This is a genomic window from Paenibacillus sedimenti (assembly GCF_014534655.1).
Lineage (GTDB): Bacteria > Bacillota > Bacilli > Paenibacillales > NBRC-103111 > Paenibacillus_E > Paenibacillus_E sedimenti.
In genome coordinates, this window is record NZ_JACVVD010000002.1 from 847657 (window position 1) to 864312 (window position 16656).

A 16656-nucleotide genomic window follows, 5' to 3' on the forward strand; every position below is an offset into this window, starting at 1 on the left:
ATCTACCATTATACCATATTCCAGTTTTTATCAGAAATTTAGCTAGATTTCGAGTTTTTCCGGTACTCGTTCGGGGAAATTCCCACTTGTTTTTTAAAAACTTTGCTGAAATATTTCTCATCCTGATAGCCGACCATTTCGGCGACCTGCGAAATACGAAGATGCGGATTTTGCAGTAATACTTTTGCTTTATCCATCCGAATTTGGCCTAGATAATCGGATAAGTTGACTTCGAACTCCTGTTTGAACTTACGCGAAATATACTCGCGGCTCAAGAAGAAGCGGTTCGCGATATCCTGCAGCGTAATATCCTCGTGATAGTGCTGATCAAGAAAAGCAGCGATTTCAAAAATCACGTTTTTGTCCTTCTGCTGATTCTCAAGCAATCGTTTGGACAGCTGAACCATGCTGCGAGTCAGCTCCTGCTGCCAAAGCGGCAGGGATAGAATACCGTGTTCGTCAAGCGGGACAATCAAGCTAGCGGGCTCGCTAGCGAGCATCTGCTTGACCTCTTCTTCAGTCTTGCTGGGGAAAAACTCATGCACCCATCGGCGCGTCATAACCGTGTATTCACGCCACCAGTGATCAAGCTGCTCCAGCGTAATGTAGTCGATTTGCTTCACCGCATCGATCCATTGTTGAACGGATTCCTCAATCTGCTCGCTGCTGCCGCTGCGAATCGCAAGGTGTATACGCTCCTCATAATGGCTAAAGGACAGCGCACGATGTACAGATTTTGCCGCAGGCTTGAGCGTGCTGTGAATCCAGGTGTTTTTAGCCATCAGATTCCGCTGTCTCAACGCCTCCCGGGCCTCCCGATAGGAGACGGATAAGTCGCGGGGAAACGGATGTGAGCCTCCGATACCAAAATCGACACGGCTTTTCAACGTAATCCGCATGCCTTCATTAATTTTCGTCAAGAAAGATTCGGCATCACGCTGTTCTTTCCATAAAAAGAGCACGATCTCATTATCGCTGTTCCAATAGCGGAATGCGAAACCCCGTTGATCGCTGCGGAGAAACTCGTTGCAAATGTTAACGAGCGAGAATAACAGCAGATCGAGGTTGGAACTGAACTTATTTTTCAAACTTCGCTCCATCGTATCGAGCGAAAGAATGGCGACCCGGCAGTAACGCGTATCTCGGGATAGTCCCAGTTCCTTTTCGAGCTGTTCGGCGGAACTTTCGTAAGTCGAAGGCTCCGCAATTAAATTCGAAAGCAGCTTGTCCCAGTAAACAGGTTTAATCCGGTTCATCTCAATATTTCGATTGACGTTCAACTGGCGGTGCTCTTCATCTTTAGTCCACGCATGAATGGCCTTGGACAATGCTTCATTCAGCTGATCGGCATCGATCGGCTTCAAGATATAGTCGGTACCGCCGTATTTGACGGTATGGCGCAATAAAGAGAAGTCATCGTGCCCGCTGATGACGATCGTCTTGCTATCCGGCGCGTTCGTTTGCAGCCATTCGAGCAGCTCGACGCCATTCATAACGGGCATCATCATGTCTGTCATGATAATCTCCGGCTTTTCTCGCTCGATTAACTCCATGGCGGCTTCACCGTCCGGAGCTTCGAGAATGGTTTCGATCCGGTGCTCCTGCCAGTTCACTAGAAGGCGTATCGCATCCCTAACGTGTTTTTCATCGTCGACAATTAGTGCTTTCATTGGTTAGCTTCCTTCTGTATGGGAATCGTAATGATAATTCGCAGACCATGAGGTTCAGCGTGTTCAATTTCCAATCTGGCTTCATCCGTGAAATAAAGCTTTATTCTCGTAAGGACATTGCTAAGTCCGATGCTTGCTTCGTCCGAAATGGGAGGGGCGTTCAGCCTGTTTTTGACCTCCCTCATCCGTTCTTCAGTCATTCCTACGCCGTTATCCTCCACAGTTATGACGAGTAAATTGCGGTCCACTTCCACCGTTATTGCCGATTGGATGCTTAATAAGCCCGTACTTGAACCCGGTTTAAATCCATGCTTGAAATAATTTTCGACAAGCGGCTGCAGCATCATTTTGGGGACGGTTATGGCGTATGTGCTCTCTTCGATCCGGTATATGATTTCAAACTGATGTTCAAAGCGCTGTTTTTGCAGCTCCAGATAGGATTTGATATGATCGAGTTCTTTACGCAAAGGAACGACGGATTCGCTTGTGTTCATGCTATAGTGCATCATTTTGGCAAGTGATGAAATCAGCGCATAAATTTTAGGCGCATCGTGCTGGAGAGCAAGCGTTCCGATGGACTGAAGCGCGTTATTGAGAAAGTGAGGGTTAATTTGCGCCTGCAGCGCCATAAGCTGGTTGGATTTGTTCGCAAGCTCAAGCCGATATTCGCGCATCACCATTTGATTTAAATCCTGCATCAAAGTATGGAATCGATTGGCAAGGATACCTAGCTCATCTGTCCGGGTCAGCTCAATATCGGTGTTCATTTGCCCGGATTGAATTCGTGTAATATAACGAATAAGCTTTTTGATCGGAGCTGTAAAACGAATGCTGATAAAGACTGTGCCGGCAATTACAATGACCAGAAAAAGCGTAAGGACAAGGGAATTGATTAAGGTCAATTGTTTCGCATTTTTTGTTAACTGCTCATATGGCAGGCGTTTGACGATAGTCCAATTCACTGAGTCAGTCATCATTTTCTCATAGACATTCATTCCTGCGTAAGGGCCTTTGGTCCACTCATAGCTGCCTTTATCAGCCTGGCTGTGAATCGCTTCATCGGCCCAAGTGCCGCTTACAGGTTGTCCCCATTTCGATGGATCCGGACCGAAAACGATAAAACCGGATTCATCAAGGATGTACAATTCTTCCTGGTCGTGGGTAAATAAGTTTTGGCATATTTCCGAAATTAAATTGAGCTCAAGATCGATCACCAGTTCACCGATGGAGGTGTTGTTCGGCGAGTACATGATTTTGCGATGCATAGACAATACAGGTGAAGGAGCAAAATAAACTGAAAGTGGAATGCCATAGCTATTGCTTTCATGGGTGGTTTCGAAATAGACGACCTTATCTTCGGGAAAAGGACGCAGATTTTCGAATTTACCGCTCGAGCTCCGTGGAATGTCGCTGACCATCAAGTAAGAACGGTCACTCGTGGCCGCGTATAGATAAATTTGCTTAATTTCTTTAATGGAGTGGGACATGACCTGGAGTCCGACGGAGATATCTTTTTCATTTAAATAATCAATGTCGGTTTCCCGCTCCAAAATGGTGTAAAGATTTTCATTCGTATAAATGGTAAGAGAAGCTTGAGCGACGCTATTCAAATAGTTAATGAGATTGGTCTTTCCTTGTGAAATCAAGACGGCGCTGCTATTAATCGTATCTTCAGTCACCTTCTGCTTGGTAAAGAAATACGAAACGACAACAGAAGTAATAAATGGAACCAAGGTGGCCAAGAGCAAAAAGAGAATTAATTTATTGCGTATGCTATTACGGATCAATGCGCATCATCTCGGTTTCTTAGAGGTGTTTTTCCCCTACATTGTAGCAGGAGAGGTCAACAAATTCCACCTAATGCATCACGATATTCTGTGTTTTGCACAGAGTAAGGAATTTATACTTAAAAGGTAGATTACTCTTATTTATCCTACAGTTATTATACGTAAGGGGGAAAATTCCCATGAAAAACAACAAAGGGATGTCAGGACTATTCCAGCAATGGGTGTTTGTTGGCCCGGCGCTGATCTTTTTCACACTGATTGTCGTTGCTCCTTTTCTCATGAGTATTTATTATTCGTTTACAGAATGGAACGGGGTATCGGCAACAGTGAAGTTCAACGGTTTGGACAATTTCAAGCATATTCTGTTCGATGACCGAGATTACCGCAACTCGTTCTGGTTCACGACAAGATTGACCGTGACCAACGTGATTCTTACGAATCTCGTCGGTTTTCTGCTTGCTTTGCTGCTTACGCAGGCACTGAAAACGCGAAATGTGCTTCGTACGGTTTTCTTTATGCCGAACGTCATCGGCGGACTGCTTCTCGGTTTCATTTGGCAGTTCATTTTTGTCAAAGGTTTCGGAACGTTAGGAGAATTGACGAACATCGGCTTTTTCCAACTTCCGTGGTTGGGTGATGCGCCTACCGCTTTTTGGGCCATTGTCATCGTCAGTGTATGGCAAGGTGCCGGCTACTTAATGATCATTTACATTGCGGCTCTTTCCAATGTGCCTAAAGATATGATTGAAGCTGCATATATCGATGGAGCTACGCGCACGCAGGTGCTTCGCAATATTATCGTCCCGCTCATTATGCCGGCTGTTACAGTCTGTCTCTTCCTAACGATTTCCTGGTCGTTTAAAATTTTCGACATCAACTTCTCATTAACCAAAGGCGGACCGTTCAATTCAACGGAATCCGTATCGATCAACATTTACCAAGAAGCGTTCCGTAATAACAACTACGGTTTGGGAACGGCAAAAGGATTAGTATTCTTCATTGTTGTTGCCATTATTTCGACCATCCAAGTCATGTATACGAAACGCAAGGAGGTTGAAGCCTAATGGAAACTGTAAAAAAATACTCAGCCCGGCTATTCACGCTTGAAGTGCTAGGCATTGTGCTTGGACTGCTATTCTTGATTCCTTTTTACTTCGTTGTCGCGAACTCGCTGAAAACATTTCCGGAATTAGCTGCGAATACAGCCAAACTTCCTAAAGAATTGTACTTTGGCAACTATACGAAGGTTTGGACGATCATGAAATTTCCAAGCGCGTTTCTGAATTCCCTGATCATTACCGTACTGAGCAATGTAGGACTTGTCGTGATCAGCTCCATGGCCGCTTATCGTATGGTTCGAAATTCCAGTAAATTTAACAATTTAGTTTTTATTGCTTTCGTTGCAGCCATGGTTATTCCGTTCCAATCCATCATGATTCCGCTTGTGAAAGTTGCTAGTGAAGTTGGACTTATGGACAGTAAGCTCGGTTTGGTTATATGTTATTTTGGATTTGGGGTATCGCTAAACGTATTTTTGTACCATGGATACATTAAATCCATTCCTTTGGAAATTGAAGAATCTGCGACAGTCGACGGAAGTTCGCCTTATGGGGTATTTTGGAGAATCGTTTTCCCGCTGCTGAAGCCTATGTCTACGACTATTGTCATTCTAAACAGCTTATGGATCTGGAATGATTACTTACTTCCTTCACTCGTTTTGAACAGTCCTGAACTGAGAACCATCCCGTTAGCAACGTTCTCATTCTTTGGTCAGTATACGAAGCAATGGGATTTAGCTTTGGCAGGCTTAACACTCGGCGTATTGCCAATCGTTATTTTCTTCCTGGCGATGCAAAAGCATATTGTCGAGGGCATTACAGCCGGTTCCGTAAAAGGTTAACAATTTTGCAAATCTGTTCAAAATCTTCCACCTTTATGTTCAATATTCTCTGTGTTCCGGGTTTAAGTAAGTGTTTACAATAAACCATGTAAGAGTTTTCAAAACACGAAATTCAAGAATTGAAAAACTCTGTATGCAGATTCAATCAAAAAAAGGGAGGCTTCACCTAAATGAAAAAACTGACAATGATCAGTATGGCAGCTGTGCTTTCACTATCCGTGATTGCAGCAGGCTGTGCTACAAAAGAAACTCCTGCTCCAGCGGCTTCTCCGGGCGCAGCAACACCAGCTCCAGCCGAGGGCGGTAAGCAAGTTACAATTAAAATGTTTCAATTTAAAGTAGAGATTGCCGATCAACTTGGCAAATTAATTCAAGAATATCAAAAACAAAATCCAAACGTGAAAATCCAAGTGGACACCGTTGGCGGCGGCGCAGACTATGGTGCAGCATTGCTGGCGAAGTTCAACTCGGGCGACAAACCGGATATTTTCAACAACGGCGGTTTCTCGGATTTGGATAAATGGATCGACAATCTGGAAGATCTCTCCGATCAACCTTGGGTTAAAGATCTCGTAGACGTAGCGAAAGAACCAATGTCGAAAAACGGCAAGCTGTACGGCCAGCCGTTAAACTTGGAAGGCTATGGCTTCATCTACAACAAGGATCTGTTTACGAAAGCGGGCATCACCGAGCTTCCTAAAACATATTCCCAACTGGAAGATGCAGCGAAGAAGTTGCAAGCCGCCGGCATTACTCCATTTGAGAACGGTTATGGCGAATGGTGGGTTCTGGGTAACCACTTCGTGAACTTGCCGTTTGCAAACCAAAAAGATCCTAATGCCTTTATCGATGGTCTGAACAAAGGCACAGCTAAAATTCCAGGCAACGAAGCGTTCAACAACTGGACCAAATTGTTTGACCTGACATTGCAATACGGCAACAAAAATCCGCTGCAAACCGACTACAACACGCAAGTAACTGATTTCGCTACAGGTAAAGCGGCTATGACACAACAAGGTAACTGGACGCAAGTACAAATCACCAAAACAAATCCGGACCTCAAAATCGGTTTCTTGCCAATGCCGATCACTGACGATGCAGCAGCAACCGATAAGCTGTACGTAGGCGTACCAAACAACTGGGTTATCAACAAAAACTCCGCTGTTAAAGACGAAGCTAAGAAGTTCTTGAACTGGCTTGTAAGCTCGGATGTAGGTAAAAAATACATCACAGAAGAATTCAAATTCATCCCTGCGTTCAAAACGATTCCTGCTGATGAAAAAGTATTAGGACCACTTGCTGCTGACATTATCAAATACAGCAAAGAAAACAAAACGCTAAGCTGGAACTGGTTTAAATTCCCGGGCGGCGAAGCTTCCAGTAAAAAATTCGGCGATATTATGCAGGGATATGTCGCGAAGAAGTATACGAAGGATCAAATGCTGGATGAATTCCAGAAAACATGGGATAGCCTTAAGAAGTAACTCCATATTAATGAATTATAAAGCCTCAGCGTCAATGCTGGGGCTTTTTGCCGTTTAACAGGAAGCCCGTTAGGCTGTTACAATGGTTAAGACTGGAGGGTTAGCATGAACGTGGGAATTAGAACATGGCTGCAACTGAAACGGAATCCGCTTCCACAAGACAAACAATTGTCTCGTGAAGCAATCATTTCCTTAATTATTCATTCAACCTTTCAATTCGGCGCCTCGATGTCGGGCGTTTTCTTGAATCTATATTTATGGCGTCTCACGCAAAGTCTAGCTGTTAATGGTACATATAGTATGATTGTTTTCATACTGACACCGATCGGTTTTGCGATAGGCGGCTGGATGATTAAAAAGAAAGACCGCATGGTCTCCTACCGGTTGGGTATCATTTTAATCGCGCTCTTTTATTTAAGCGTTATCCTTGCACAAGAGAGACTGGTAGAATACTATGTTCTCTTTGCCATTTTTAATGGATTGGCCGCGGCTTTTTATTGGGTAGGTTATCTTACATTGATGTACGATGTTTCGACCGAACAAAACCGGATCCGTTATTTGGCATTTAACATGATATTTTTTACGGCGGCGACATTGGCAGGACCTGCACTGGCAGGTTTTATCATCCGGCTTCAGGAAGGCCTCAGCGGTTACACGATCGTTTTTTCCATCGCTTTCTTTATGTTTCTATTAGCGACTTTAATTTCATTGAAAATCAAAGCATCAAGCAGTCATCATAAAGTCTATTACTTGAAATATACGGGACTTATTATGAAGAAAGATCGAGCTTGGATGAAATCATTGCTCGGATTTTTGGGCATGGGACTGCTGCAGGGAACGATGCTCTTTTTACCTAACATTCTTCTGTTTAAAGTAGTGCCGCGTGAAGATGTCGTAGGTTACTTAGGCGTTCTCTATTCCAGCCTTAGCATTGTGATGGGGGTATTCATCTCCAAATATGCGCAGGCAAGCAAAGCTCGTATCTATCTAGCGATTTCGACAATTGGTTATTTGATTGGCGCAACATTGCTGCTGGGGAGCATCAATTTATGGTCTGTAGTAAGTTTTATGATTTTGTACTCGATCTTCTCGCCTTTGTAAGGAAATACCATGACGGGCTATTACTATGGGCTTATCGGCAAGCTGCCATTAAAAGGTGAATTAAAGGTTGAAAGCGTGGTTGTTCGCGAATTTTTCTTGAATGTTGGCAGGGTGATATCGATTTTTTGTTTAATTTCGATCGGCGGCGAGCTGGATGGAGGATGGATTCCTTGGATACTTATTGCGGCTTCGCTTACTCAGGTTGCTTTGGTATGGTCTGTGAAAAAATCGTGATGATGAGAACCATAGCGGGAGTTCAACAAGTCGGCTTTCAGAACCGAGAAGATTGGACGATATTCGGAGAAGGAGGAACGGAGCGAGATGTGAGTACCGGACTTCCCGGATTCGTTCAAGATTCGATGTCGAGTCAGCATCTTGATCAGCTTCGTTATGAGATAAACCTTTACCGAGGTTATTCGAAGAGGATCGACCGCGTTTAAAGGAAGGTTTATTCACCAATCCGAATTTCATTCTGATGTGGTCAAAGTCGAATTCGGCATGGAAGCGTCCTCTCCAGGGTATCCTAACCTATAGCATGGTGGGAAAAGAGGCGCAAAGGATGAAGAATTACGACAGCATTATTGTAGGCGGAGGTATCGCCGGACTTCAAGCGGCCATTCAACTGGGCAGATACGAGTATAAGGTGCTCGTTATTGATGCCGGGTATGGCCGCTCTACATTATGCCGCAGCTATCACAACGTACTGGGCTGGCCGGATGGCGTCTCGGGTGAAGAGCTGCGGAGGGTCGGTCGACTTCAAGCAGAACGGCTGGGTGTACATTTTGTACAAGATGAAGTAGTTCAGGCTGTATCCAAAGGAAAACCGGGAGACGGCTTCGAGGTGTGGGGGAAATCAGGCAAAGGGTATGATGCAACTACGTTGCTGCTTGCCACAGGGCTGCTCGACCGTATGCCGGAATTGCCGGGTCTGAAAAGCTGTCTAGGGCTGACGGTGTACGTTTGCCCGGATTGTGACGGCTATGAGGTTATAAATAGACGAACCGTTGTGATGGGATCCGGGGATGCAGGAGCGTACATGGCGCTTACGCTAAGCAGGCGGACTCAAGATATTACTTATGTAAATCACGAGCAAAGAGCTGTGAAGAGCGAACTCCTCGCTGAGCTGCAGAAAAAGGGGATCATTTATGTGCCGGAAGATGTACAAGAGGTTATCGCTGAAGAAAATGGAAGTATTCGGGGTATTTGGCTAGTGAGTGGAAGGCAGATCGAAGCGGAGCGTGGATTTATCGCATTTGGCGGTAATGAGGTAAAGTCGGACTTGGCCAGGCAGTTAGGGGCGGAACGGTTGGAGAATCGCCATATTGTGACCGACCCCCGCAGCAAAATGACGAGCGTACCCTTCGTATGGGCTGCGGGAGATGTCGGTGTCCATGCGGAGCAGGTGACGATTGCCATGGGAGAAGGCACTCAAGCGGCCATCTGGATGAACAAGGCGCTTCTAATGAAGGAAGAGAAGAACACATATAAAGTCATGGTACGGTCGTAGTCGGGGGGCATCAGGTGATAGTGACAAAAGTATCAGGCATGTTTGTCTCATTCTTAGGGATCGAGGCTATAACGTGTGCGTACTCAGTTAGTGCTTTCTCGCCAAGCGGTGTTATATGGTAAATGCCCCGGCTTTGGCGCACATACCAGTGGTAGAAGTTTTTTTGTAGCAGCGAACTGACGTCTTTATTGCCGGTTAACTCTCGCAATTTACGTGGGCTAAGGGGACCTAGTTCGCGCATGAGATAGGCGCAGTGCAACGATTTCTCTCGATAAGCGGTCATTAGCTTCTGCTGCGTGCTGCCGCCGACGTTATAATCGCCGCTGCGTTCATGAAATTCATGAATGACTTGTTGGGAAGCGCGTTTGTTATGGCGCAATGTATAGGGAATAGGCTCGCAGACGACATCGACTGCGGGCTTTTTGCGTTTATAGAATTGGACGGTCATAACCCCCAGTCCGAGCATTCGGCATAATCGCCGAATATCTTCCCATGCCAGCCGGTGTGGAGCTCGTCCCTTGTTCGGAAGCTCGAAGGCGACATAAACTTCCTGAGTTAGTCGCAGTCGATCGATCCCTTGTACAAGAAGCGGGATGTTGAAGCTTTTTTTCAGCTCTACGATTACTGGGGGTTCATCGCCGCGAATGGCGACCAGGTCGCAATGTTTCACTTCGCCGCGAACGGTATAACCCCGTTCTTCAAAATATTGTTTAATAGGAGTGTAAAGCTCCGTTTCGGTTTGGATAGGCATCTTCGTTAGGCTTCCCCCAGACTTATCATATGTAACAACCTCTAATGAGAGCAGTCAGGATGTGTATCATTATAGCACAGGTTTTGATAGAATAGGATGGGACAACTTGTACGTACATGTTAATATGCAAACGTAAATCAGGGAGGATGAGAGAATGAGTTCGATCCAAAATGATTTGACAATGGATAACTGGTTAGGGCGAACCTTTGATTGCACATGCGGTCAAAAGCATGAGGTGCCGATCCGGCACATCGTGATCGAGCGAGGCGCGATGGAGCAATTGGCCGGCTATGTGAAAGAAGCCGGTTACAGCCATGTGACGCTTGTGGCGGACGGGAGGACGCAGCAAGCGGCGGGAGAGAAGCTGCGCGGTCTGCTGGAAGCCGAGCGAGTGCATGTGTCCGTCAGCGTGATCCGTGTGAACACGCTGGGGGAAGTCGCTGCCGACGAGGAGGCGATCGTGCAGGTACTGCTCGATACGCCGCTTTCGTCGCAGGCGCTTGTCGCTGTGGGCGCTGGCACCGTCCACGACATCGTGCGCTTCGTCAGCCACCGGACGAAGCGGCCGTTCTTGTCCGTGCCGACGGCGCCGTCCGTCGACGGCTTTGCGTCCGTGGGCGCGCCGCTGATCGTCCGCGGCTTCAAGCAGACGATCCCCGCCTGTGCGCCCGAGGCGATCTTCGCCGACCTCGCGCTGCTGGCGGAGGCGCCGCAGGCGATGGTCGCCGCCGGCCTCGGCGACATGCTCGGCAAGCACACGTCGCTCGCCGACTGGTCGCTCGGCCGCGTGCTCCTCGGCGAGCACTACTGCGAGCTGAGCGCTCGTTTGACGCAGGAGGCCGTAGAGCTGTGCACGGCCCATCTGGACGAGATCGCGCAGCGCACCGATCTCGGCATGCGCAAGCTCATGGAAGGCCTGATCCTATCCGGCCTTTCCATGCTGCTGGTCGGCCATTCCCGGCCGGCCTCCGGGGCGGAGCACCATCTCTCCCACTATTGGGAGATGGTGCTCCTTCAGCAGCGCCGCAGAGCGCTGCTGCACGGCGCGAAGGTGGGCGTCGCGACCGTGCTTATGGCGCAGCGCTATCAGGCGCTACTGGGGCTCACGGCGAGCGAGGCCGCCGCGCGCCTTGCGCAAAGCGCCGTCCCCAGCGAGCAATCGGATGCGGTACGCATCCGGCAGGCCTATGGGGACATGGCGGAGCAGGTCATCGCCGAGAACTTCCCGGCGGATGGCCAAGGTTTGGATGCGCGCGAGCTGAAGGCGCGCATCGCGGAGCGCTGGGGCGATGTGCAAGCCATCGCCCGCGCGGTCCCTGCCCCCGAGCAGCTGAGCGCTTGGCTCGAGGCTGTGCAGGGACCGGTGACGCCAGAGCAGCTCGGCGTGGAGCCTGAGCTGCTGGAGGCGTCATTGCAGGATGCGCTGTTCGTGCGCAACCGGTTCACGATCCTGCGCTTACAGCGTTTGCTGTAAGCTTCAATGTCATCATTTCTGCATATTTCCGACTGCAATCAGACGGAAATATGCTTTTTTTTATGCATTCTTTATTTCCGTTCGTCCTGTGCATTATGGTTTTACTGAAGCGGTGTATCGTTTAGTCTCTTCTTCAACTCGGAAGGATCAGCATCTCATCGCGGTTGTCCTTCATTCCAAAGAAACGAATGTTGGTTGGATTTGCAAGCTTTATTGCGGTACGGTTTTGAAAAATTCATGAAAGCGTGAAAACTGTTTCTCTTAAAAATTTCGGGAAACTTATCCTCCATGGGCGCATAGGATTGTAATACACAATTCACCATCACGTGCTGACCTGATTCATAAAGGCGGCAGTGAAAGGAGGTACCCATGGACATATTCAAAAGGATTACGGAGCATCGTACGGAGAAGGAATTGCTGGCCTGGACCGGTACGTTCGCGGAGTACATAGACTTGGTTCGCAAAACACCTGGCCTCGCGAAAACCGCGCACTCCAGAGTATATGAGATGATCGCTTCCCAAGGCATTAATGATCAAAGCGGCCATAAGTCCTACAAATTTTTCAACTCGGAAATATTCGGTCTTGATCGAGCCATTGAGAAGTTAGTGGAGGAATATTTTCACTCTGCGGCCCGTCGATTGGATGTTCGCAAGCGCATATTGCTGCTGATGGGTCCTGTCAGCGGTGGTAAATCTACAATTGTGACTATGCTGAAACGCGGTCTGGAACAATTTTCTAAAACTGATTTAGGTGCAGTTTATGCCATCAAAGGGTGTCCGATGCACGAGGATCCGCTTCATCTTATCCCTCAAGAATTGCGTTCTGAAGTGGAGAGGGAACTCGGTGTCCGGATCGAAGGAACATTATGCCCATCCTGTCAAATGCGTCTCAAAACCGAGTACAACGGCTGCATCGAAGACGTGCTTGTCGAGCGTGTTCTCATCTCGGAAGAAGGGCGTGTCGGTATCGGTACTTTCAGCCCGTCTGATCCGAAATCACAGGATATCGCCGATCTGACGGGAAGTATAGATTTCTCCACGATTACGGAGTTCGGTTCGGAGTCCGATCCGCGCGCCTACCGTTTCGATGGGGAACTGAATAAAGCGAACCGCGGTATCATGGAGTTCCAGGAGATGCTCAAATGCGATGAGAAATTCCTATGGAACCTGCTTTCATTGACGCAAGAAGGCAACTTTAAAGCTGGGAGGTTCGCGTTAATTAGTGCGGATGAGTTAATCATTGCGCATACGAACGAAACCGAGTACAAATCGTTTATCGCCAACAAAAAGAACGAGGCCCTGCAGTCGCGGATGATCGTCATGCCGATCCCGTATAACCTGCGCGTGTCCGATGAAGAGAAGATTTACTACAAGCTGATTGGACAAAGCGACATGTCGCACATTCATATTGCACCGCATTCTTTGCGGGTAGCCGCCATCTTCTCTATACTTACCCGCTTGAAGGAAACGAAGAAACAGGGCATGGATCTGGTCAAAAAGATGCGCATGTACGACGGCGAAGTGGTCGAAGGCTACAAAGAAGCCGATCTGAAGGAAATGCAAAATGAATTTATCGAGGAAGGCATGAGCGGCATCGACCCCCGGTATGTCATTAACCGGATTTCCAGCGCTCTCATCCGCCAAGATCTTCAGTGCATTAACGCGCTAGATGTACTACGTGCCCTAAAAGACGGGCTAGATCAGCATCCATCGATTACGAAGGATGAGCGGGAGCGCTACCTCAATTTCATCTCCGTTGCCCGCAAGGAATACGATGATATCGCGAAGAAAGAAGTGCAAAAAGCGTTCGTATACTCCTTCGAGGAGTCGGCCAAAACTTTGTTCGACAATTATTTGGATAACATCGAGGCCTACTGCAACTGGGGCAAAATCAAAGATCCGTTGACCGGCGAGGAAATGGATCCGGATGAGCGGCTGATGCGCTCTATCGAAGAGCAAATCGGCATTTCCGAGAATGCGAAAAAAGCGTTCCGCGAAGAAATATTGATCCGCATCTCCTCCTATTCACGCAAAGGGCGGAAGTTCGATTACAGCAGCCACGAGCGTCTGCGGGAAGCGATTGAGAAGAAGCTGTTCGCCGATCTGAAGGATATCGTGAAGATCACCACTTCAACGAAAACACCGGATGAAAGGCAGCTGAAGAAAATTAATGATGTGACAAGGCAATTGATTGACGAGCACGGGTACTGCCCGGTATGCGCGAATGAGCTGCTGCGTTATGTAGGAAGTCTTTTGAATAGATAAATAAATCGATCGATTTAAAGCTATGGACGTTGTCCACGGCTTTTTTTGTTTGCGGAGCGGGACGAACTCAAAGTAATACTATAGAACTATTCCATCTGTGCCGTGAAGGGAATTAATTGCACAAAAATACAAAATAATCCATAAACATCGAACTTTATGCGATTTTAGTCCGATCTTTATGAGAAATTTATATTTTTTTTGTAATATTATAGAGAATTTTGTCGTATATATCATAATTCTTCAAGAATCAACTACCAATGACAAGAGTCTAGGAGGACTAAATGAATCAATCTAGAAACAAAATGATGAAAAAAATGCTTCCAGTATTAGTAAGCTCCGCAATGATGGTTTCCATGTTGGGAACAGCCGCGGCATCTGCTCCATCGGATATCAACGGACACTGGGCTGCTAAGCAGTTGAACGAATGGCAAGGTAAAAGTTGGATTCAAGGCTACGCAGACGGATCCGTAAAACCTAATAATACCGTAACTCGTGCGGAATTTATGGCGTTTATCAATAGGGCGTTTGGGCTTACAGCTACAGCTGAAGTTACTTTTAAAGATGTTAATAAATCCGGTTGGGAATACGCTGAAATTGGTAAAGCAGTTAAGGCTGGATACATCAGCGGTTATGATGACGGAACCATTCGTTCCGGGAATGAGATTAGTCGTCAGGAAGCAGCTAGTATTATCGCGAAGCTTCTCAATTTGAATACATCGGATGCAGAAAAGGTACTTGGCAAATTTGCTGATTCCCGGAAAATTGCGCTTTGGAGTAAGCATGCCATTGCAGCACTTTCTGAGAAGGGCATTATCAATGGCTATGAGGACAGCTCTTATCGTCCTGAGGCCTCCATTACCCGTGCTGAAGCTATCGTAACTATTGACCGAGCGCTTGCAGCAAGAGCGACTGTTTACGATAAAGCAGGTACATATGGTCCAGAAAGCGGAAAACAGACGATCGAAGGCGACGTTGTCATCACAGCACCAGGCGTTACTTTGAGAAATGTAACTATCACAGGAAACTTGGTGTTAGCTGAAGGAATCGGCAGCGGCGATGCGTTCTTGGAAGGTGTTACCGTTAAAGGTTCGACAACCGTAAAAGGCGGGGGCGAAAACTCCGTTCACTTTAAGAATACGGTGCTAGTCACTGTTATCGTTAATAAAAAGGACGGCAGTGTTCGTATCGTTGCTGAAGGTTCAACAACTGTTCAGCATGTGACTGTACAATCCAGTACGAAAATTGAGGAGTCGGGCGTTACGGGTAACGGCTTTAAAGACGTAGATTTGGGTGCTGAGCTTCCAAAGGACTCCAAAGTTACATTGGTCGGGGATTTTGAAAACGTAGATGTTGCAGCAAAATCAATCTTTGTTGAAGTGCCGAGCGGGTCTATCAATAAATTCAATGTAGGCAACAATGCCGGAGATTCATCCATTAATTTGAGCAAAGATGCTAAAATCGTGACGCTTGTTCTGGATGCAATCGCGAAGGTACTCGGAGACGGTAAAGTCGAGAAGGCGACAGTTAACGATGGCGCGAAAGGCACAACTTTCGACAAGAAGCCGGACACGCTTGATGGTTCACAGAAAGATAGCACGAATGTTAATACGCCTACTACTGGAGGCGGCGGTGGTGGATCTAGCAGCAGTGGGGGATCAAGTGACAGTGGATCAGATAATGAACCAGGTGGGACTGTAGTTCAAAGTGCTGAGATAAAAGCTAGTTTGATTTCAACTTTTAACTACAAAGATGGAACCGATTATGTAGTAATTTCAAATAATCCGTTTGCTACTGACGGAAAAATCTTTACAGTCCCTCAGGGAGCCACTGTGAAAGTATATGATGCAGCAGTTGATGGTATGGTGATTGGTTCAAAAACGATAACAGAGCTGTCTATTGATTACAATACACCTACAGTAGTTAATATTGCAGATGGTTTTGGTTCTTCAATTGACAATGTCTACGTAACAATTACCGAATCTGGAAAGTCAGAAAGCATTCGAGTAGCTCAATCTATATTAAAAACAGTTCCAAATGCACCTGATCCGGTATCTGACAATCTTGAGATTGTTAATCGTTCTACAGGGGTTGATGAGTTATTCCTGGATGTTCCGAATGGTGTTTCAGTTATTTTCTATGATGAGAATAAGAGATACATTCCTGACCAACAAATGATAGATATAAATCATTATAAAATTGTCGGCGGCTTTAATACAGCACATCAAAAAATTTATTTAGTCTTTGAACGAAGAGAAGGAAATGCCGTAGCTGAAAGTCCGCTTACTGAAGTAGATATTCCAGCAGCTAATCATGCTCCGCAAGCTAAAACTCTGAGCAATCTCGAATTAAAAATCGGTATGGGATCGAAAACTATTAATGTTTCTGATTTGGCAACAGATCTGGATGGAAATACACTTAGTGTGACTAGTGCTACTTACAACATTGCTGGGAAAGTTAATATTGAATTCAATTCTGGAGCAATTACTGTATCACCAATTGCAGTAGGTCATGTGGAAGTAAACGTTACAGTAAAAGATATTTATGGAGAGAGTGTTAACGTAAATATTCCGGTAGAGGTTATTGATTCTATTATTTTAACGCCGATCTCTGACTTGGCAAACACAAGCAAAACGGATACAACGGCAGCATTTAGCTTTGCAACGCCAACGGGAGCAACAGCAGTTAAGGTGCAACAATCTACAGATGGCGGAACAACC

The 16656-nt window shown here is 46.5% G+C and carries 13 protein-coding genes; 10 read left to right on the forward strand and 3 right to left on the reverse strand.

The annotated features are described in order from the left end of the window. Window positions 1-38: 38 nt before the first annotated feature. On the reverse strand, window positions 39-1670 hold the full coding sequence (locus ICC18_RS08550) for a response regulator (RefSeq protein ID WP_188173925.1): 1632 nt from the start codon (window positions 1668-1670) through the stop codon (window positions 39-41). Then, window positions 1667-3457 carry a cache domain-containing sensor histidine kinase gene (locus tag ICC18_RS08555; RefSeq protein WP_188173926.1) on the reverse strand — a complete coding sequence of 597 codons (1791 nt, stop codon included), beginning with the start codon at window positions 3455-3457 and terminating at the stop codon, window positions 1667-1669. Before ICC18_RS08555 ends, ICC18_RS08550 begins: the two co-directional genes overlap by 4 nt. A gap of 179 nt (window positions 3458-3636) precedes the next feature. Between ICC18_RS08555 and ICC18_RS08560 the strand changes: the two genes are divergently transcribed. The 7 genes from ICC18_RS08560 to ICC18_RS08585 all read left to right on the forward strand — a co-directional run bounded on the left by ICC18_RS08560 (window position 3637) and on the right by ICC18_RS08585 (window position 9449). Next, complete coding sequence (locus ICC18_RS08560) at window positions 3637-4521, forward strand: carbohydrate ABC transporter permease (RefSeq protein WP_188173927.1); 885 nt, start codon at window positions 3637-3639, stop codon at window positions 4519-4521. Then, window positions 4521-5357 carry a carbohydrate ABC transporter permease gene (locus ICC18_RS08565; RefSeq protein WP_188173928.1) on the forward strand — a complete coding sequence of 279 codons (837 nt, stop codon included), beginning with the start codon at window positions 4521-4523 and terminating at the stop codon, window positions 5355-5357. The genes ICC18_RS08560 and ICC18_RS08565 overlap by 1 nt, the downstream gene beginning before the upstream one ends. Before the next feature lie 170 nt (window positions 5358-5527). After that, a complete protein-coding gene (locus tag ICC18_RS08570; RefSeq protein ID WP_188173929.1) occupies window positions 5528-6841 on the forward strand; it encodes an ABC transporter substrate-binding protein in 1314 nt (437 codons plus the stop codon). A gap of 105 nt (window positions 6842-6946) precedes the next feature. Continuing rightward, on the forward strand, window positions 6947-7942 hold the full coding sequence (locus ICC18_RS08575; protein WP_223192395.1) for an MFS transporter: 996 nt from the start codon (window positions 6947-6949) through the stop codon (window positions 7940-7942). A gap of 9 nt (window positions 7943-7951) precedes the next feature. Further along, complete coding sequence (locus ICC18_RS33690) at window positions 7952-8176, forward strand: hypothetical protein (protein ID WP_223192396.1); 225 nt, start codon at window positions 7952-7954, stop codon at window positions 8174-8176. After that, window positions 8155-8382, forward strand: coding sequence for a hypothetical protein (locus ICC18_RS08580; RefSeq protein WP_188173930.1), 228 nt, complete (start codon window positions 8155-8157; stop codon window positions 8380-8382). Before ICC18_RS33690 ends, ICC18_RS08580 begins: the two co-directional genes overlap by 22 nt. Window positions 8383-8501: 119 nt before the next feature. Then, on the forward strand, window positions 8502-9449 hold the full coding sequence (locus ICC18_RS08585; protein WP_188173931.1) for an NAD(P)/FAD-dependent oxidoreductase: 948 nt from the start codon (window positions 8502-8504) through the stop codon (window positions 9447-9449). Window positions 9450-9459: 10 nt separating this feature from the next. Here ICC18_RS08585 and ICC18_RS08590 read toward each other — a convergent pair whose 3' ends face one another. After that, window positions 9460-10200: a DUF2161 domain-containing phosphodiesterase gene (locus ICC18_RS08590; RefSeq protein WP_188173932.1), complete on the reverse strand. Its 741-nt coding sequence runs from the start codon at window positions 10198-10200 to the stop codon at window positions 9460-9462. A 154-nt stretch (window positions 10201-10354) separates the two neighbouring features. Between ICC18_RS08590 and ICC18_RS08595 the strand changes: the two genes are divergently transcribed. From ICC18_RS08595 to ICC18_RS08605, 3 genes are all read left to right on the forward strand, one after another. Continuing rightward, the gene (locus ICC18_RS08595; protein ID WP_188173933.1) at window positions 10355-11674 is read left to right on the forward strand and encodes a sn-glycerol-1-phosphate dehydrogenase; all 1320 of its coding nucleotides are present in this window, start codon (window positions 10355-10357) and stop codon (window positions 11672-11674) included. Window positions 11675-12043: 369 nt separating this feature from the next. Beyond that, window positions 12044-13939: an ATP-dependent protease PrkA gene (locus tag ICC18_RS08600; protein ID WP_188173934.1), complete on the forward strand. Its 1896-nt coding sequence runs from the start codon at window positions 12044-12046 to the stop codon at window positions 13937-13939. A 281-nt stretch (window positions 13940-14220) separates the two neighbouring features. Then, on the forward strand, window positions 14221-16656 hold a 2436-nt coding region (locus ICC18_RS08605; RefSeq protein ID WP_188173935.1), incomplete at its 3' end, for an S-layer homology domain-containing protein.

Excerpts from the sequence above, each read along its gene's own strand:
- ICC18_RS08550 (WP_188173925.1), bottom strand. The coding sequence starts at position 1,670 with ATGAAAGCACTAATTGTCGACGATGAAAAACACGTTAGGGATGCGATA.
- ICC18_RS08560 (WP_188173927.1), top strand. The coding sequence starts at position 3,637 with ATGAAAAACAACAAAGGGATGTCAGGACTATTCCAGCAATGGGTGTTT.
- ICC18_RS08565 (WP_188173928.1), top strand. The coding sequence starts at position 4,521 with ATGGAAACTGTAAAAAAATACTCAGCCCGGCTATTCACGCTTGAAGTG.
- ICC18_RS08570 (WP_188173929.1), top strand. The coding sequence starts at position 5,528 with ATGAAAAAACTGACAATGATCAGTATGGCAGCTGTGCTTTCACTATCC.
- ICC18_RS08575 (WP_223192395.1), top strand. The coding sequence starts at position 6,947 with ATGAACGTGGGAATTAGAACATGGCTGCAACTGAAACGGAATCCGCTT.
- ICC18_RS33690 (WP_223192396.1), top strand. The coding sequence starts at position 7,952 with ATGACGGGCTATTACTATGGGCTTATCGGCAAGCTGCCATTAAAAGGT.
- ICC18_RS08580 (WP_188173930.1), top strand. The coding sequence starts at position 8,155 with ATGGTCTGTGAAAAAATCGTGATGATGAGAACCATAGCGGGAGTTCAA.
- ICC18_RS08585 (WP_188173931.1), top strand. The coding sequence starts at position 8,502 with ATGAAGAATTACGACAGCATTATTGTAGGCGGAGGTATCGCCGGACTT.
- ICC18_RS08590 (WP_188173932.1), bottom strand. The coding sequence starts at position 10,200 with ATGCCTATCCAAACCGAAACGGAGCTTTACACTCCTATTAAACAATAT.
- ICC18_RS08595 (WP_188173933.1), top strand. The coding sequence starts at position 10,355 with ATGAGTTCGATCCAAAATGATTTGACAATGGATAACTGGTTAGGGCGA.
- ICC18_RS08600 (WP_188173934.1), top strand. The coding sequence starts at position 12,044 with ATGGACATATTCAAAAGGATTACGGAGCATCGTACGGAGAAGGAATTG.